At 68.2% G+C, this 17,689-nt stretch carries 16 protein-coding genes; 9 read left to right on the top strand and 7 right to left on the bottom strand.

Translation table 11 applies throughout. The features are described from left to right. Window positions 1–5: 5 nt before the first annotated feature. Both MEICH_RS0113850 and MEICH_RS0113845 read right to left on the bottom strand, forming a co-directional pair. Window positions 6–491 (bottom strand): cupredoxin domain-containing protein, encoded by a 486-nt coding sequence (locus MEICH_RS0113850; protein WP_027893137.1) that lies wholly within the window; start codon window positions 489–491, stop codon window positions 6–8. A 2-nt stretch (window positions 492–493) separates the two neighbouring features. Next, the gene (locus tag MEICH_RS0113845) at window positions 494–610 is read right to left on the bottom strand and encodes a cytochrome c oxidase subunit 2A (RefSeq protein WP_027893136.1); all 117 of its coding nucleotides are present in this window, start codon (window positions 608–610) and stop codon (window positions 494–496) included. Between the two features lie 144 nt (window positions 611–754). On the opposite strand from MEICH_RS0113845, the gene tkt reads away from it, so the two are divergent. The 9 genes from tkt to MEICH_RS0113800 all read left to right on the top strand — a co-directional run bounded on the left by tkt (window position 755) and on the right by MEICH_RS0113800 (window position 9,264). Then, window positions 755–2,722 (top strand): transketolase, encoded by a 1,968-nt coding sequence (gene tkt / locus MEICH_RS0113840; RefSeq protein ID WP_027893135.1) that lies wholly within the window; start codon window positions 755–757, stop codon window positions 2,720–2,722. 303 nt (window positions 2,723–3,025) lie between these two features. Further along, complete coding sequence (locus MEICH_RS29395; RefSeq protein ID WP_169730672.1) at window positions 3,026–3,202, top strand: hypothetical protein; 177 nt, start codon at window positions 3,026–3,028, stop codon at window positions 3,200–3,202. 10 nt (window positions 3,203–3,212) lie between these two features. After that, window positions 3,213–4,115, top strand: a complete 903-nt coding sequence (locus tag MEICH_RS0113830) for a hypothetical protein (protein WP_027893134.1) — start codon at window positions 3,213–3,215, stop codon at window positions 4,113–4,115. 87 nt (window positions 4,116–4,202) lie between these two features. Further along, window positions 4,203–4,757, top strand: a complete 555-nt coding sequence (gene efp, locus MEICH_RS0113825; protein WP_027893133.1) for an elongation factor P — start codon at window positions 4,203–4,205, stop codon at window positions 4,755–4,757. 173 nt (window positions 4,758–4,930) lie between these two features. Beyond that, window positions 4,931–5,449 carry an acetyl-CoA carboxylase biotin carboxyl carrier protein gene (gene accB, locus MEICH_RS0113820; RefSeq protein ID WP_027893132.1) on the top strand — a complete coding sequence of 173 codons (519 nt, stop codon included), beginning with the start codon at window positions 4,931–4,933 and terminating at the stop codon, window positions 5,447–5,449. 80 nt (window positions 5,450–5,529) lie between these two features. Then, window positions 5,530–6,873, top strand: coding sequence for an acetyl-CoA carboxylase biotin carboxylase subunit (accC, locus tag MEICH_RS0113815; RefSeq protein WP_027893131.1), 1,344 nt, complete (start codon window positions 5,530–5,532; stop codon window positions 6,871–6,873). Window positions 6,874–7,374: 501 nt separating this feature from the next. Continuing rightward, window positions 7,375–7,944, top strand: a complete 570-nt coding sequence (locus MEICH_RS0113810) for an NUDIX domain-containing protein (protein ID WP_027893130.1) — start codon at window positions 7,375–7,377, stop codon at window positions 7,942–7,944. A gap of 52 nt (window positions 7,945–7,996) precedes the next feature. Next, window positions 7,997–8,623 carry a zinc metalloprotease gene (locus tag MEICH_RS0113805; RefSeq protein ID WP_027893129.1) on the top strand — a complete coding sequence of 209 codons (627 nt, stop codon included), beginning with the start codon at window positions 7,997–7,999 and terminating at the stop codon, window positions 8,621–8,623. A gap of 5 nt (window positions 8,624–8,628) precedes the next feature. Further along, complete coding sequence (locus MEICH_RS0113800) at window positions 8,629–9,264, top strand: site-2 protease family protein (protein WP_027893128.1); 636 nt, start codon at window positions 8,629–8,631, stop codon at window positions 9,262–9,264. A 196-nt stretch (window positions 9,265–9,460) separates the two neighbouring features. On the opposite strand, the gene MEICH_RS0113795 is transcribed toward MEICH_RS0113800, so the two are convergent. The 5 genes from MEICH_RS0113795 to ileS form a co-directional block, all read right to left on the bottom strand. Continuing rightward, window positions 9,461–10,273 carry a deoxyribonuclease IV gene (locus MEICH_RS0113795; protein WP_027893127.1) on the bottom strand — a complete coding sequence of 271 codons (813 nt, stop codon included), beginning with the start codon at window positions 10,271–10,273 and terminating at the stop codon, window positions 9,461–9,463. After that, window positions 10,270–10,788 carry a septal ring lytic transglycosylase RlpA family protein gene (locus MEICH_RS0113790; RefSeq protein ID WP_027893126.1) on the bottom strand — a complete coding sequence of 173 codons (519 nt, stop codon included), beginning with the start codon at window positions 10,786–10,788 and terminating at the stop codon, window positions 10,270–10,272. Before MEICH_RS0113790 ends, MEICH_RS0113795 begins: the two co-directional genes overlap by 4 nt. Continuing rightward, window positions 10,785–11,828, bottom strand: coding sequence for a M24 family metallopeptidase (locus MEICH_RS0113785; RefSeq protein ID WP_027893125.1), 1,044 nt, complete (start codon window positions 11,826–11,828; stop codon window positions 10,785–10,787). The genes MEICH_RS0113790 and MEICH_RS0113785 overlap by 4 nt, the downstream gene beginning before the upstream one ends. A gap of 195 nt (window positions 11,829–12,023) precedes the next feature. Next, window positions 12,024–13,955, bottom strand: coding sequence for a sensor domain-containing diguanylate cyclase (locus tag MEICH_RS27240; RefSeq protein WP_157202784.1), 1,932 nt, complete (start codon window positions 13,953–13,955; stop codon window positions 12,024–12,026). Window positions 13,956–14,375: 420 nt separating this feature from the next. Next, entirely contained in the window at window positions 14,376–17,639 is a 3,264-nt protein-coding gene (ileS, locus tag MEICH_RS0113775; protein WP_218916416.1) for an isoleucine--tRNA ligase, read from the bottom strand. Window positions 17,640–17,689: the final 50 nt, after the last annotated feature.

Genomic DNA, 17,689 nt, shown 5'->3' with positions numbered 1-17,689 from the left:
GCGTATCACTCTTCGACCACGATCTTGCTGATCATGCCGGCGTGGCCCAGGCCGCAGTATTCGTTGCAGATGATGGTGTACTCGCCTGCTTCCTTGAAGGTGTGGCTAACCCGGGCCACCTCGCCGGGGATGACCTGCACGTTGATGTTGGTGCGCTCGATCATGAAGCCGTGCTGCACGTCGGGGCTGGTGACGTAGAAGGTCACCTTGCGGCCCCGCTTTACCCGCATCTCGCTCGGGGAGTAGCCGAAGGCGAAGGCCTGCACGTAGGCCACGTACTCGTTGCCCACCTGCTCGAGGCGCGGGTTGGCGAACTGCCCCTCGGTGCGCACCTTGGTCGCGTCCACGCGCTCGGTGCCCACGGGGATGCTGCCGCCGAAGTTGGCCATGGTGTAGGCGATGAGCACCACGAACACCACGATCATCCCGACGCCAAAGATCAACCAGCCGCGCTCGAAGCGCTCGATCACCGCGTGTTCCTCGTGGTTCATGCCTAGCTCCTCCCCAGGAAGGTGAAGAAGTAGAACAGCCAGAACGTGAGAATGAAGACGGTCAGCACCCCGACCACCAGCAGTGCGCCCCAAGGTCGATGATCTCTCGGCTTTTCCATGAGTCCTCCCTCGCAGGGAGTGTATTAAGGCTTAATGAGTACAAGTGTCCCAAGGAACAATGTCCCTAGCCGGACCGGTCCCCGGGCCTCACACAACCCGTGCGCCCGGCCTGACAAACGTGGGGGTGGGGTAATATGGCGCGTATGGTGGAAACCGCCCGTGACCACACCCTCTCGATCAACGCCATCCGCATGCTGGCCCTCGACGCCGTCGAGCAGGCCAAGAGCGGCCACGCCGGGATGCCCATGGGCATGGCCCCGGCGGCCTACGTGCTGTGGACGGAGTTCTTAAAGCACAACCCCCGCGACCCCCGCTGGTTCGACCGCGACCGCTTCGTGCTCTCGGCCGGACACGGCAGCATGCTCATCTACTCCCTGCTGCACCTCACCGGCTACGACCTGCCGCTGGAGGAGCTCAAGCGCTTCCGCCAGTGGGACTCCCGCACCCCCGGCCACCCCGAGTACCACCACACCGTGGGGGTCGAGACCACCACCGGCCCGCTGGGGCAGGGCATCAGCACCGCGGTGGGCATGGCGCTGGCCGAGAAGAAGCTGGCGGCGGAGTTCAACCGCGAGGGCCACCGCGTCATCGACCACTACACCTACGTGCTGGCCTCCGACGGCGACCTGATGGAGGGGGTCTCGGGCGAGGCGAGCTCGCTGGCCGGGCACCTCAGGCTGGGCAAGCTGATCGTCCTTTACGACGACAACAACATCTCCATCGACGGCTCCACCGACCTGGCCTTCACCGAGGACGTGCTCAGGCGCTACGAGGCCTACGGCTGGCACACCGTGCGCGGGGTGCACGGGGAGGACCTCGAGGCCATCCGCAAGGCCATCCGCGAGGCCCAGGCCGACCCGCGCCCCTCGATCATCTCGGTCAAGAGCATCATCGGCTACGGCTCGCCGCTGGCCGGGCACCACAAGGCCCACTCCGACGCCATGGGCCCCGAGAAGGTCGCGGCCACCCGCGAGACGCTGGGCTGGGGTTACGCCCCCTTCGAGATCCCCCAGGCCGTCTACGACGACTACCGCCGGGCCCTCCCCAAGGGCGAGGCCGCCCAGGCCGAGTGGGAGCGCCGCCTCGAGGCCTACCGCCAGGCCTACCCCGAGCTCGCCGCCGAGCTCGAGCGCCGCATCGCCGGTAAGCTCCCCGAGGGCTGGCACAGGGCCCTGCCCGGCTTCACCACCGGTGAGAAGATGGCGACGCGCGCCAGCAGCGGCAAGGTGCTCGAGCGCATCGTCCCCGCCCTGCCCGAGCTCATCGGCGGCTCCGCCGACCTCACCCCCTCCAACAACACCCGCACCCCCGACATGACCGACTTCTCCGACGCCAACCCCGCCGGCCGCTACGTGCGCTACGGGGTGCGCGAGCACGCGATGGGGGCCGCGCTCAACGGCATCACCCTGCACGGGGGCCTGCGCCCCTACGCGGGCACCTTCTTCGTCTTCTCCGACTACATGCGCCCGGCCATCCGCATGGCCGCGATCATGGGCATCCCCACCGTCTTCCTCTTCACCCACGACTCCATCGCCGTGGGCGAGGACGGCCCCACCCACCAGCCCGTCGAGCACCTGATGAGCCTGCGGGCCATGCCGAACCTGTGGGTCATCCGCCCCGCCGAGGCCAACGAGACCGCCGCCGCCTGGCGCATGGCGCTCGAGCGCAAGGACGGCCCCGTGGCCCTCGTCCTCACCCGCCAGCCCGTGCCCACCCTCGAGCACGCCGACCCCGAGGGCGTGCTCAGGGGCGGCTACGTCCTCTCCGACGTGGAGAACCCCCAGGCCGTGATCGTCGCCACCGGCAGCGAGGTGGCGCTGGCGCTCGAGGCCCAGTCCCTCCTCGCCGAGCAGGGCATCCGCGTGCGCGTGGTGAGCCTGCCCTGCTGGGAAGCCTTCGAGGCCCAGGACGCCGCCTACCGCGAGTCGGTCCTCCCCAAAAACCTCCCCACCGTCTCGGTAGAAGCCGGCGCCACGCTCGGCTGGGAGCGCTACGCCGACAAGAGCATCGGCCTCGACCGCTTCGGCGCGAGCGCCCCTTACGCCGTGGTCTACAAGGAGCTCGGCTTCACCCGCGAACGCGTGGCGGAGGCGGTGAAGTCGCTGCTGTAAGGCACGGGGGAGGGTAGGAGAGAGGGTGAGCAGTAAGCCCTCAGCCGTCAGCGGCTCGTGGCCCGTGGTAAACCCCCCGCGCGCGGGGAAGGAATATCCCCCCTAGCCCCCCTTGCTAAGGGGGGAACAAGGCGTCTTGCGTCTCGCGTCTTGCGTCTCGCGTTTTGCGTTTTGCGTACGACGCAGGACGTACGACGTACGACGTACGACCCGCGCCCGGCTACCAGCCATCAGCTATCGGCTATCGGCTATCGACTATCGACTATCGACTATCGACTATCGACCCCTCATAATGGCCCTGCCATGTTCGAAGAGGTGCTCGGCAACCCCCGTCCCCTGTTGTTCACGCTCGCCCTGGGCGCCGCGCTGGTAGGCGGCCTGGTGATGGCTTTTTCGGCGCAGAAAGCGGCTCCCCGCTGGCTGGCGTACGGGTTCTGGGGCCTCGCCCTGGTGCTGCTGATAGCGGGGCTGACGCGGTAGGATGGAGGCCATGCCCAAGCGCATCGTCAGCGTCTCCATCGGCTCATCCAAGCGCAATTCCAAGGCCGAGGTCAGCCTCCCGGGCCTGCCCGACACCTTCGTGCTCGAGCGCATCGGCACCGACGGGAGCTGGGAGAAGGCCATCGGGCTGGTGCGGGAGCTCGACGGGCAGGTGGACGCCTTCGGCCTGGGCGGGGCCGACCTGTACGTGTGGGCGGGCAAACGCCGCTACACCTTCCGCGACTCGGCCCGCATGGCCGCCGCCGCGAAGAAGAGCCCCATGCTCGACGGCTCGGGCCTCAAGCACACCCTCGAGCGCAACGCCGTGCGCCTGCTCGACCCGCAAATTCAGTGGAAAGGGAAGAAGGTGCTCGTCCCCAGCGCCCTAGACCGCTTCGGCCTGGCCGAGGCCCTGGACGAGGCGGGGGCCGAGGTGATCTACGGCGACTTCATCTACGCGCTGGGCCTGCCCTTTCCTATCCGCCAGCTCGCGGTGCTGCGGCTGTGCGCCTACATCCTGATGCCCGTCATCACCCAACTGCCCTTCAAGTGGCTCTACCCCACCGGGGAGAAGCAGGAGAAGCAGATCCTCGACTGGCGGCAGAAGTACTTCCAGTGGGCCGACGTGATCGCGGGGGACTGGCACTTCATGCGCCGCTACATGCCCCCGGACATGCGGGGGAAGATCATCCTCACCAACACCACCACCGAGGAAGACCTGGAATTCATGCGCGCCAGGGGCGTCAAGACCCTCGTCACCACCACCCCGCGCATCTCGGGCCGCAGCTTCGGCACCAACGTCATGGAGGCCTTCATCGTGGCGCTGGCCGGGAAGCACCCCTTGAGCGAGGGGGAGTACCTCGAGTACATCGAAAAGCTCGGCCTCAAGCCGCAGGTCACCGAGCTCTCGTAGAGCCGGGCGCCGCGAAATTGAGTAAAGCCTTCGCGCCATGTACAATCACGCTTTGGAAAAGCCCTCCTCGGGCTAAAGGAGTTTTGCATGATCAGCGTGACCGATTTGCGCAACGGCACCAAAGTGAAAATGGACGGCGGCCTGTGGATGTGCGTGGACTACCAGCACCAGAAGATCGGGCGCGGCGGGGCCAAGGTGGTCGCCAAGTTCAAGAACCTCGAGACCGGCGTCACCGTGGAGCGCTCCTTCAACTCGGGGGAGAAGCTCGAGGACATCTACGTCGAGGTCAAGGACCTGCAGTACCTCTACCCCGAGGGCGACGAGCTCGTGCTGATGGACCTCGAGACCTACGAGCAGTTCCACGTGCCCAAGGACATCACCGACGCGGCCATCTTCCTCAAGGAGGGCATGACCGTGCAGGGCTCGATGTACAACGGGCGCCCGCTCGACATCACCCCGCCCTTCACCGTCGAGCTCAAGATCGTCGACACCCCGCCCGGCGTGCGCGGCGACACCGTCTCGGGCGGCACCAAGCCGGCGACGCTCGAGACCGGCGCCGTGGTGCAGGTGCCGCTGTTCGTGGAGACCGGCGAGGTCATCAAGGTCGACACCCGCACGGGCACGTACATCAGCCGGGCCTGAGCGGGGCCGGGGGCCAGGGGCGATCTCCGAAGTCGCCCCTGTTTTCATGCCGATCGCACCCCCGGAGCGCGGCGACTCCCGCCCTGGCGCCAGCCTTCGGCCCACTGCCCGGCTCGAGCCCTGTGAACAGCGCTCTAGGTATACTTGGGGCGTTCGGATCGCCCGAGGTGAATATGAACGCGAAGGAACTGAAGCTCATCCTGCAAGCCTTGGTTGAAAACGAGGTTTCCGAACTCAGCCTCGAGACCCCCGACTACAAACTCACCGTCAAGCGCGGCGGCTCAAACCCGGCGGTGACCTACGTGGCCTCACCGCCCCCGGTGGCCCACGTCGCCGTCCCGAACCCCGCCCCCGCCCCGGCCCCCGTGGCCGCGGCCTCCCAGCCGGCCCCTGCCGCCGAGCCCGCCCCGGCTCCCGCGCCCGCCCCCAAGGCCGAAGAGCCCGCCGTCAAGGGCGTTGAGGTCAAGGCCCCCATCGTGGGCACCTTCTACCGGGCCCCCTCGCCCGACGCCGAGCCCTTCGTCAAGGAGGGCGACACGGTCAAGAAGGGCCAGGTGCTGTGCATCATCGAGGCTATGAAGCTGATGAACGAGATCGAGTCGGAAGTCGCCGGGGTGGTGCGCAAGATCCTGGTCAACAACGGCGAGCCGGTCGAGTACGGCCAGGTCCTCTTCATCATCGAGGCTGCATGAACGCACCGGGTCTGACGCCCGACCTCGAGCCCAGCCTCTCGCGCTCGAGGCTCGAGGCCTGACCTGCGACGGAGGAAGTCGTGTTCAACAAGATCCTCATCGCCAACCGAGGGGAGATCGCCCTGCGGGTGCTGCGGGCGGCGCGGGAAATGGGCATCAAGGTGGTGGTCGCGCACTCCGAAGCCGACAGCCAGTCCCTGCCCGTCCTGCTCGCCGACGAGGCCATCTGCATCGGCGCCCCGCCCTCGGCGCAGAGCTACCTCAACATCCCCAACCTGCTGTCGGCCGCCATCATCAGCGGCGCCGACGCCATCCACCCGGGTTACGGCTTCCTGGCCGAGAACCCCCAGTTCGCCGAGATGTGCCGCGAGTACGGCATCGTCTTCATCGGGCCCACCCCGGAGAACATGTACAGCCTGGGCTCCAAGGCCGGCGGGCGCGAGATCGCGGCGAAGTCCAACGTGCCCACCGTGCCGGGGACGGGCATCCTCGAGAGCGTCGAGGAGGCCGTCGCGGCGGCCGAGAAGATCGGCTACCCGGTGCTCCTGAAGGCCAGCGCGGGCGGCGGCGGGCGCGGCCAGAAGGTCGTGCGCTCCTCCGACGAGATGAGGACCGCCTTCGTGCAAGCCCAGCAGGAGGCCCAGAACTACTTCGGCGACCCCGCGCTGATCCTCGAGAAGTTCGTCGAGCTCTTCCGCCACGTCGAGGTGCAGGTGATGGGCGACGGCAAGGGCCACGTCATCCACATCGGCGAGCGCGACTGCTCGATCCAGCGGCGCAACCAGAAGCTCATCGAAGAAGCCCCCAGCCGCCTGCCCGAGGAGCTGCGCCAGGAGATCCTGGCCGCCGGCGTGCGCCTGGCGAAGTACGTCAACTACCAGGGGGCGGGGACCTTGGAGTTCATCGTCGACCCCGAGGGCAACTTCTACTTCATGGAGATGAACACCCGCATCCAGGTCGAGCACTGCGTCTCGGAGATGATCTCGGGCCTGGACTTCGTGAAGATGCAGATCCGCATCGCCGCGGGCGAACCCCTCGACCTCCAGCAGGAGGACGTCGAGCTCATGGGCCACGCCATCGAGTGCCGCATCAACGCCGAGGACTACGAGAAGGACTTCCGCCCCAGCATCGGCAAGGTCGAGACGCTGCACTTCCCCGGCGGCCCCGGCGTGCGCGTCGACTCCCACCTCTACGCCGGCTACAGCATCCCGCCCCACTACGACTCGCTCGTCGCCAAGCTCATCGTCCACGCCCCCACCCGCGAGGAGGCCATCGACCGCATGAAGCGGGCCCTGGGCGAGACCGTGATCGAAGGCCCTGGCGTCAAGACCACCGTGCCCTTCCACCTCAAGGTCATGGACAACGCCTTCTACCGCCGGGGAGCCATCTTCACCAACTTCGTCACCACCCGCATGAACGACTGAGGAAGGCGGCCAGCCCTCAGCCGGCCTCGAAAAGCAGGGGCCGGTGGCCCGTGGGAAAGGCCTTATAACCGCGAGCCACCGGCTCTCCTTAAGTAGCTCCGGCGGGAGTTTGTTACACTGCCCTCCGACAAACTCCCGCCGGAGCCCTCGTCCTCCCTTCGGTCGGGGTGACTTCTAATACCGGATTCAAAAAGATAGTCACCCAATCCAAAGACTTCCAGAGGCTATCTTTTTGAATCCTAGAGCACTCCCTTCGGTCGGGTTAGTCCGCCGCCATCCGGCGCCGGACTAACCGAATCTGGTATAATACCGGATTCAAAAAGATAATCACCCAAACCAAAGACCTTCAGAGGCTATCTTTTTGAATCCTAGAGCACACCCCTCCCTGACGGTCGGCGAAGAAAGCGTATCCCTTCGGTCGGGTCAGTCCGTCCCCATTCGGGAACGAACTGACCGAATCTGGTATAACAAAGCCGCCCTGGAGAAGCTTAGCCCTCGACTATGCCCCTACTCGACCCTGAACCCTCCCCCTGGCAGACCCTCTCCTCCGAGCTGGTCTACGAGAACCGCTGGATCGCGGTGACCCACCGCCGGGTGGTCAACCCCAGCGGAAACCCCGGCATCTACGGGGTGGTGCACTTCAAGAACCGGGCCATCGGGGTGCTGCCGCTCGACGAGGAAGGCAACACCTATCTGGTGGGCCAGTATCGCTATACCCTGCAGCGCTACTCCTGGGAGATCCCCGAGGGCGGGGGTCCCCTCGACGAGGAGCCCCTCGAGGCCGCCAAGCGTGAGCTGCTCGAGGAGACCGGCCTGCGCGCCGACCGCTGGGAGCTGCTGCTCACGCTGCACCTCTCCAACTCCGTCACCGACGAGGTGGGCCTGATCTACCTGGCGCGGGGCCTGCACCAGGGCGAGGCCAGCCCCGAGGACACCGAAGACCTCCGGGTGCAGAAGGTGCCGCTCGAGGAGGTCTACCGCCGGGTGCTGGGGGGCGAGATCACCGACTCGCTCACCGTCGCCGCGGTGCTGCGGGCGAGGCTGTGGCTGCTCGAGCAGGGCCGACAATGAAGTCGGCGTGAAGATGCAATCGGCCCTGCGTTTACCCGTAAACTGGTGAGCGATGTTCTTCTTCTCGCTTCTCACTACCAACCCCCTCGCGTATTTAGTGGCTTTCGCCGCTGCCGCCTTCGGCCTGGTCATGCACAACCTCTTCCAGGCCTGGCTGGCCGACCGCTACAAGGACGGCGGGCCCCGGCGCTTCGGATTCCTCAGCGTCGAACCCCGCGTCCACCTCGACCTCATCGGCCTTGTCTTCCTGGCCCTCATCGGCTTCGGCTTCCCCCGCCCGGTGCCCTACCGCCTCTACGGCCGTAAAGACGCCCAGGTCGCGCTGATGGGGCCGCTGGGCTTCTTCGTCGCCGCACTTCTGTTCGGGCTGCTGGCCCGCCTGCTCCTCCGGGTCGGGAGCAGCATGGCGAGCATCGCGGGGGGCCTCGAGGTGGCCTCCGGCCTGATGCTCGTTCACGCCGCGATCTATCTCTTCCCCGTGCCCCCCCTCGACGGGGCCAAGGTGGTCTACGCCCTGGGCGGCACCGAGGCCCGCCGCTTCATGGACCAGCTCTCCAGCTACGGCCCCATCGGCTTCTTCATCATCTTCCTGATCCTCAGCTACACCGGGATCACCTCGGCGGTACGGGGGGTGCTGGGCACCTTCCTCGACAGCCTCTTCCGCCTGATCGGCCTTTAGCCATGCTGATCGAACTGCTGCGCGACGAGCCGCTCACCTTCCTGCTGGTGGCGGGCATTTTGCTGTTCTCGCTCGTTTTGCACGAGCTGGGGCACGCGGTGAGCGCCCTGTGGTCGGGCGACCCCACCGCCCGCCTGATGGGCCGCATCACCCTCAACCCCCTCAAGCACCTCGACCCCTGGGGAACCCTGCTGCTCCTGTTCGCGGGCTTCGGCTGGGCCAGGCCGGTGCCCATCGACCCGCGCAACTTCCGCAATTACCGCGTGGGCCTGTTCGTCGTCTCCATCGCGGGGATCGTGGTCAACCTGGGCATCGCCCTGCTGTGCGTGCTGCTGCTGCGCGGCCTCGACTCGCTGGGGCTCGCCGCCACCTACGGCACCCTCACCGACGCCGTGCTCTACGCCGCCGCCATCAACATCACCCTGGCGGTCTTCAACCTCCTGCCCGTACCCCCGCTCGACGGCTCCAAGATTGTGCAGAGCGTGCTCCCGTTGCGCTGGCACCCCTTCATCTGGCGCCTCGAGGCCAACCCCAACTACGCCATCATCATGCTCCTGCTCTTCCTCACCGTCCTACGCGCCCCGGTGGGCCAGCTCATCCGCTGGGTGCAGAGCGAGTTCTTCAAGCTCACGCTGGGGTGAAGGAAGGCTCGTGGCCTGTGGCCAGTAGCTCGTAGTAAACCCCACACCAGCCCTCCCGGCCGGCGTCGAGGGTCGAGAACCAAGGCGTCTCGCGTTTGGCTATCGGCTATCAGCTATCAGCTATCAGCTATCAGCTATCAGCTATCGACTATCGACGTCTCCCGGCGTATGCCGCAAGACGCGTACCCCCCCACCCTCACTCCCCCAGCCACTCCCGCAACACCCGCAGGTTGTGCGCGTCCTCCTGCACGCTCCTCGGCGTCTCGAGGATCACCACCTTGCTCGAGAGGCGCGCGTCGGTGAGGAAGTCGGCCAGGGCGGGGCCGATGTGGCCCTCGAGCAGGTTGGCGTGCTGGTCCTTCTGGCTGGCGAAGTCGTGGCGGGAGTCGTTGAGGTGGATCAGCGGCACGCGCCCCAGGCCGATCACCTCGTCCAGAGCGTCCAGGACGCCGCGGGGGTCCTCGTGGAGGCGGTAGCCGGCGGCGAAGGCGTGGCAGGTGTCGAAGCACACCTGCAAGGGGGTGCCCTCGACCAGGCGGGCCAGGTCGCGCAGGTCGCAGCCCAGGTGCTCCTTGCCCCCGGCGGTGTTCTCCAGCAGCAGCTTGGGGCCGTTGCTCCCCAGAGCTGCCAGCTCGCGGGCCTTCAGCGCGCCTTCGCGGGCGCGTTCGGGGTCGCTCGAGCCCGGGTGCACCACCACGTAGCCCACCCCCAGGGCCTGCGCCTTCATCAGGTCGTCGGCCAGGCTGAACACGCTCTTCTCCCACACGTCGCCCTTGGCCCCCAGGTCCACCAGGGGCGAGGCGTGGATGACGGCCGGGATGGCCCCCAGGTTCTCCCGCCGGGCGCGGAAGTCTTCGGTCTCGCCGGGGGAGAGGGGGCGGGTCTTCCAGGTGCGGGGGCTCTTGGCGTAGATCTGGAAGGCGCGAAGCCCCAGAAGCTCGGCCTCCCGCACCGCCCCCGCCCGGCCCTCCTTGCCCGTGATCGAAAGGTGGAGGCCGTACCGGATCATCGCAAGACTTCGATGCGCACCGTGGCACTCCCCGACATCCCGATGGCCCGGGCCGCGGCGTAGGAGAGGTCAATGACGTAGCCGCGGGTGTAGGGCCCCCGGTCGTTGATGCGCACGATCACGCTGCGCCCGTTGCGCAGGTTGGTCACCCGCACCTGCGTGCCGAAGGGCAGCGTGCGGTGGGCGGCGGTGAAGCCGTAGGTGTCGAAGCGCTCGCCGCTGGCGGTGCGCCGGCCCTGGAAGCCGGGGCCGTACCAGGCCGCGCGGCCTTGCTGGTAGAAGCGCCAGTCGCGGTTCGTGGCGGCGGGGCGGGCGGCGGGGGTACCCGAGACCTGGAGCACCTGGCCCACCCTGATCACGTCGCCGCTCAGGCCGTTGAGGGCCTTGAGGGCCTCCACCGTGGTGCCGTAGCGGCGGGCGATGGAGTAGAGGGTGTCGCCCTTCTGCACGCGGTAGCCCTGGGCCAGCGCCAGGCTCAGGCACACCGCGAGGCCGACCAGCCAGCCGCGTTTCATAGGCTCGTGAACGCCTTGGAGCTGTGCGAGAGCACCTCGTAGCCCGTCGGCGTGACCAGCACCAGGTCCTCGATGCGGCAGCCGCCGACCCCCGGCACGTACACCCCGGGCTCGACGGTCACCACCATGCCGGGCTCGAGCACGTGCTCGGAGAGGCGGCCGAGGCTGGGGCCCTCGTGGATCGCCAGGCCCACCCCGTGCCCCAGGCCGTGGGCGAAGTACTCCCCGTAGCCCCGCTCGGCCAGCACCTGCCGGGCCACGCCGTCGATCTCCTTGCCCAGCTTGCCGGGGCGCACGGCCTCGAGCGCGCGCTGCTGGGCTTCGAGCACCGCGTCGTAAATGGCCCGCAGCTCCCGCGAGACCTCCCCGAGGGCCACGGTGCGGGTCATGTCCGAGCGGTAGCCCTCCACCACCGCGCCGAAGTCGAGGGTGACCAGCTCACCCGGCAGCAGCTTCTTGGCGCTCGCCGCCCCGTGGGGCATGGCGCTGCGCTCGCCCGAGGCCACGATGATCTCGAAGGCGATGCCCTCCGAGCCGCGCTTGCGCAGGTAGAACTCCAGCTCCAGCGCGATGTCGAGCTCGCTCGAGCCCGGCCGCAGGAAGGGCAGGATGTGCCCGAAGCCCTCGTCGGCGAGCTTGGCGGCGGCCCGGATGTGCTTGAGCTCCTCGGGGGTCTTGGTCAGGCGCAGCTTCTCCACCAGGTCCTGGGTGGGCACCCACTCCGCGGGGACCTGCTCGCGCAGGGCCTCGAGCCGCCCGAAGGCGAGGTGGTTGGCCTCGAAGCCTACCCGGCCCTTGAGCAGTTCGGCCGTGACCTCGGCGGCCTTCTCCCGCGGCACGATGCGGTGCGGGATGCGCGACTCCTGCTCGGCCTGCACGGTGTAGCGCGGGTCGGTGACGAGCACCATGCCCTCGCGGTAGACGACGACCCAGCCGTCCTTGGGGCTGGTAAAGCCGGAGAGGTAGCGGACGTTCTCCGGCTGGGTGACCATCAGGGCGTCCAGACCGGCGTCCTCGAGCACTTTACTCAGGGGATGCACCGCAAAAGTCTAACACGCAAAAGCGAGGAAATCACTCACGAGCAGAAAGTATCGTGAAAATAAGCACATAATCACCCATGGAGGTCGCCGGCAGCAGGGCCATACGTCCGGCGTCGTACGCCATGTGCCCTGCGCGATTCCCTTGGAAAGGGCATGGGGCGTTTCCCCGGCCTTACTGTGTGACGCAGTTATGGGCTATCCGCGTTCGCCCCCGTTGGGGCGGGCCCGGCGGGCGCGGTGGATGGCCTTCTCCTCGTACATGCGCTCGTCGGCCAGGCGCACGAGCTCCTGCAAGTCGGTGGTGTCGGCAGGGTAGGCGGCGAGGCCGGCGCTCACGTCGGCCTCGGGGAAGCCGCCGGACCGCAGCACCGCGATGGCCTGGTCCACCCGCGCCCGGATGGCGGCGAGGGTGCTCTGGCCCGAGGGGGTGTGCTCGAGGATCGCCGCGTACTCGTCGCCGCCGAGGCGGTAGATGCGGTCCTCGCGGCGCAGGGTCGAGTGCAGGGCGTGCGCGAAGCCCCGCAGCAGCGCGTCGCCCCGCTCGTGGCCCTGGGTGTCGTTGACCTGCTTGAGCCCGTCGAGGTCGAGCATGAGCAGGCTCACGGAGTAGCCGTGGCGGCGGGCGCTGTTGAGCGCGGCGTCGAGGTCGCGGTCGAAGGCCCGGCGGTTGCTCAGCCCGGTGAGGGCGTCGGTGAAGGCGGCGGCCTCCACCGCGCGCAGGTAGTCGCGGTGCTCCTGCGCGGTGCGCACGCTGCGGGCGGCGGCCTCGAAGAGGCTACGGTCCTTCTGGGTCCACGGGCGGTCGGGGCCGAACTTGGCCGCGAAGATCGCCATGCCCCGTTCGCCGAGCGTCAGGGGGATGATCGCCACCGTCTGCACGCCCACCTCGAGCAAGGCCGCCATCGCCCGGGGGTGGTTGGGGTAGTCGTCGATATAGACCGGGTTGCCGGCCTCGATGGCCTCCCACACCGGGCTGATCTCCTTGTGCATGTCGGCGGTGGGGATTGACATGGGGCTGTCCCAGACCTTGCGCAGGCCCACCGAGTTGCCGCGCACCACGGCCAGCCCGATCCAGTCCACGTCGGCCACGTTGGCGATGGTGCGGATGACCTCGGCGGCCACCTCCTCGACCTCGAGCGCCGTCTCGGTCAGGCGCGAGATCTGCAGCAGCACCTCGGAGTACTGCGCCGCCTCGCGCAACTGCCGCGCCCGCGTGACCCGCTGGGCCGAGATGGAGAGCGCGTCGGCGGTGACCTCGAGCAACCCCTGCTCCTCCAGGCGCCAGGGGCGGGGCGTGCCCAGGCGGAAGGCCCCCAGCAGCCCGAATTCCTGCTCCGGCTGCCCGAAGGGGACCCAGGCCACCGAGGCCACCCCGGCGGCCAGGTGGGCGGGGTGCGTCCGGGCCAGGCCACCGTAGTCGTCGACGAACTGGGGCTGGGCCTGGGTGAGCTCGGGCGTGAGGGCGTCGTCCTGGCCCAGCAGGGCCGAGCGCTCGGTGAAGGAGCGCAGCAGCGCGGGGGCGTAGCCGTCGAAGGCGACGGGCTGGAAGCCCTCCTTGGGGTTCCCCACCAGCACCGCGATCCAGTCGGCGCCCACCAGCGGCCGCAGGCGGCGCACCACCTCTCCGGCCAGGGGCTGCAGGTCCTCGTAGCGCTCGAGGGCCCCCGTGAGCGCCGCGAGGTAGGCGCTCTCGCGCAGGCTGGCCTCGAGCGTGGTGCGCTGGGCCGCCAGCCGCTCGGTCTCGGCCTGGAGCGCCCGCACCTCCTGCTGGGCCCGGCGCAGGGGCGTCTGGTCGCGCAGGCAGGCCAGGTACAGGGTCTGCCCGTCTTTGGGGTAGGGCCGCAGGGAGAGCTCGAGCAGGTGGATCTGCCCGTCGGCGCTGCGGGCCTCCACTGTCCGGCTGGCCTCCGCCTCTGAAGCCGCCGCGCAGAGCTGCTCCGCCGACAGGCTCACCCCCAGGAGCTGGCCCAGCGGCTGGCCCAGGGCCTCGGCCGGGCTGTAGCCGAAAGCCCGCTCGGCCGCCGGGTTCCAGGCCAGCACCCGGCTGTGTCCATCCAGCATCACCATCGGCTCGAGCACGGCCGCCAGCAACTCGGCTTCGGGGAGCTTTGAATGAACGTCCGACACGGTGTTCCTCGCCTCCAGGTAGCCCTTCAGTAGGTTCGAAGTTTACACCATAACCGAGGGGAGGGAAAGGGAAAAAAACCCCTCCCCGAGCGACGGGGAGGGCTGCTCATCATGCTCTTCACTCGCGCCTGATGCGGTCCAGGACGCGACCGGCTGTACCGGCCTCGCTGCTGGGGCTCAAGATCGCCGCCTGGCGGCGCTGGCCAATCTAAAGGAGCGCTCATGCCGGATTCGAAAAGATAATCTCATTCGACAGAAAAAGTCAGGGGCCATCTTTTCGAATCCCAGAGCACACCCCTCCCTGGCGGTCGGCGAAGCAAGCGTATCCCTTCCAAAGGGGCGCTATCGCCCTCCGCTACGGGGATAACTTCGGCCGGGTTGGTCCGCCGCCGCTCGGCGGGGGACCAACCGAATCGGGCATCAGGCCTTGGCGATCCCGAACCGCACCCGGCCTTCCTCGTCCTCGAGGCCGGTCTCGAAGCCGCTCAGGGGCCCCTCGCTCAGGCCCAGCGCCAGGGTTTCCTCCTGCAGGCGGCCGCCGAACCTGCGCAGCGCCTGGGCGTACTTGCCCTCGGCCTGGTAGCTCAGGTGGATGCGGTCGGAGACCACTAGCCCCATGTCCTTGCGGGCTTGCTGCACCAGCCGCACCAGCTCGCGGGCGAGGCCCTCGAGGAAGAGCTCCTCGTCCACGCGCACCTCGAGCGCCGCCACGTAGCCCCGCTCCTCCAGCGCCTCGTAGCCGGCAGGGGAGAGGGCCTCGAGCAGCAACTCGTCGGGGGTGAGGGCCAGCGTCTCGCCCTCGATCTCCAGGTGCAGCGCCTGCCCGGCCTTCACGGTCTGGGCCACGTACTTCCCGTCGAGCTCGGCCAGCAGCGCCCGGATGGCGGGCACCTTCTTGCCGTACTTCTTGCCCAGCACCGGCAGGTTGGGCAGCACCCGGTAGGAGAGCACCTCCTCCTCGGGGCCCAGCACCCGCAGCTCCTTGACGTTGAGCTCGTCGGCGATCTCCTCGGCGAAGTGCTGCAAGCCCGCCCGCTCCCCGGCGGTGGGGGCCGTGACCAGCATCAAGGGCAGCGGGATGCGGGTCTTGACCCCGCTCTTGGCGCGGGCCGCGCGGGCCAGCCGCACCACCTCGAGCGCCGCGTGCATGGACTCGAGCAGCCCCCGGTCCATGGCTTCGGGCTGCGGCCACTGCGACAGGTGCACCGACTCGGGCGCGTCCGGGTTTACCGAGCGCACCAGATTCTGCCACAGCGCCTCCGCCACGAAGGGGGTGAAGGGGGCGCAGAGCTGGCTCACGGCCACCAGGGCCTCCCACAGCGTGGCGTAGGCGGCCTCGCGGTCGGCGGCGTCCTCGTTCTTCCAGAAGCGGCGGCGGTTGCGGCGCACGTACCAGTTGGAGAGCTCCTCCACGAACTCCTCCAGCGCCTTCGCCCCGCCCCGCGCGTCGTAGCGCTCGAGGGCCGCGCTCACCTCCTGCACCAGTTGCTGGGTGCGGCTGTGCAGCCAGCGGTCGATCTCGGGGCGTTGCCCCACGGGGGGCCGCTGTTTGAGGTTGGGCCGGTCGAGGTTGGCGTAGAGCACGAAGAAGGAGTAGACGTTCCACAGCGTGCCCAGGAAGCCGCGCATGGCCTCGGCCACCAGCCGCTCGCTGAAGCGCTTGGTGTCGCCCGGCTCGCTGGCGGTGAACATGTACCAGCGCACCGCGTCGGCGCCGTACTTGTCGAAGGCGGGCAGCGGCTCGACCACGTTGCCCTTGCTCTTCGACATCTTCTGGCCCTTCTCGTCGACGAGGTGCCCCAGGCAGATGACGTTCTTGAAGGCGGGCCGGTCGTAGAGCAGCGTGGCGATGGCGTGCAGCGAGTAGAACCAGCCGCGGGTCTGGTCGATGGCCTCGCTGATGAAGTCGGCGTTGAAGTGCCGCTCGAACAGCTCACGGTTGGCCTCGGCGCCGGGCAGCGCCTCACCGTCGTCGCCGAGCATCAGGTGCCACTGCGCGTAGGGCATGGCCCCGGAGTCGAACCACACGTCGAGCACCTCGCTCACCCGGCGGAAGGTCTTGCCGTCCTTGACGAAGGTGATGTCGTCGACGTAGGGCCGGTGCAGGTCGAGGCCCGAGAGGTCGCGGCCGGTGAGGCGCTCGAGCTCGGCCACGCTGCCCACGCAGACCTTCTCCGAGCCGTCCTCCGCCACCCAGAAGGGCAGCGGCGTGCCCCAGTAGCGCTCGCGGCTGATGGCCCAGTCCACGTTGTCCTTGAGCCAGTTGCCGAAGCGCCCGTACTTGATGTGCTCGGGCACCCAGTTGATCTCCTCGTTGCGGGCGTAAAGCTGCTCGCGGAAGAGCGAGGTCTTGATGTACCAGCTCGGCTTGGCGAAGTAGAGGATGGGGTCGCCGGTGCGGTCGTGGAAGGGGTAGCGGTGGCGGATGGTGCCCGCGTGGTACATCACCCCGCGCTCCTTCATCGCGCGGATGAGCCCCTTGTCGGCGTCCTTGAAGAACTTGCCGCGCTCGTCCGTCACCTGCATCACGCCGTACTCGTTGGTGCCGAAGAGCAGCGGGGTGCCGTACTCGCGGGAGAGCTCGAGGTCCTCCGCGCCGTACACCGGGGCCTCGTGGGCCACGCCCGAGCCGTCCTCCGCGCTGACGAAGTCGGCCAGGGCCACGAAGTGCATCAGAGGCCGAACGTCGAAGGCCGAACGCCGAACGCCCTGATACTCAGCAACTCCCAGTTCGACGCAGACTTCGGGGAAAGGCGGGGTGTACTCCCACCACTCCAGGTCGGCGCCCCTGAGGTGCGCGAGGACCTCGAGCTCCTCCTTGTGCAGCTCCTTCAGCCGCTCCACCGCGTCCGTCGCGAAGATCAGGTGCCCCGCCGAGGGCGAGCGCACCACCGCGTAGTCCATCTCGGGGTTCACCGCCGCCATCGTGTTGGAGGGCAGCGTCCAGGGCGTGGTGGTCCAGACCAGGATGGCGAGGTCGTGCAGCTCCTCGAGCCGCACGCCTTGGGCCTCGAGCTTCTCGCGCACCGCTCGGGGCGTGGTCCCCGGCTTCAGCGGGAAGCGCACGTACACGCTGGGGTCGTCCACCTCGCGGTAGCCGTCGGCGATCTCGTTCTGCGAGAGGGTGGTGGAGATGCGCGGGGAAAGGGGCACCACCTTGTAGTCCTGCACGATCAGTCCCCGCTCCCACAGCCGCTTGAGCAGGTTCCACACCGACTCGATGTACTCGTTGGTGTAGGTGACGTAGGCGCTGTCCAGGTCCACCCAGTAGCCCAGCCGCTCGGTGAAGTAGTTCCAGTCCTGGATGTTCTCGAAGACGTACTTCTTGCACGTGGCGTTGAACTCGGCGATCTCCTCGCGGCTCAGGGCCTTGCGCCCCAGCACCCCCAGCCGCTTCTCCACCGCGATCTCGACCGGCAGGCCGTGGGTGTCCCAGCCGCCCTTGCGGGTGACGTGGAATCCCTGCATGGTCTTGTAGCGGGGGAAGAGGTCCTTGAAGCTGCGCGCGAGCACGTGGTGCATCGCCGGCTGCCCGTTGGCGGTGGGCGGGCCCTCGTAGAACACGAACTCGCCCTCGGGCGCGGGCTTGCGGTCAGACTTCTCGAAGATCGACTCGCGCTTCCAGAACTCCAAGACCTCGGCCTCGAGGCGGGGGAAGTTGGGCTCGCCCACCTCACGGAACAGCTTTTTCTCCTCTACCATCGCGATCTGGTCTCCTTCTGGCCGCCCCAAAA

This window comes from Calidithermus chliarophilus DSM 9957 (assembly GCF_000430045.1).
Classification (GTDB): domain Bacteria; phylum Deinococcota; class Deinococci; order Deinococcales; family Thermaceae; genus Calidithermus; species Calidithermus chliarophilus.
The sequence above is the reverse complement of the archived record's forward strand: the minus strand, read 5'-3'. Positions and strand labels throughout refer to the sequence as shown.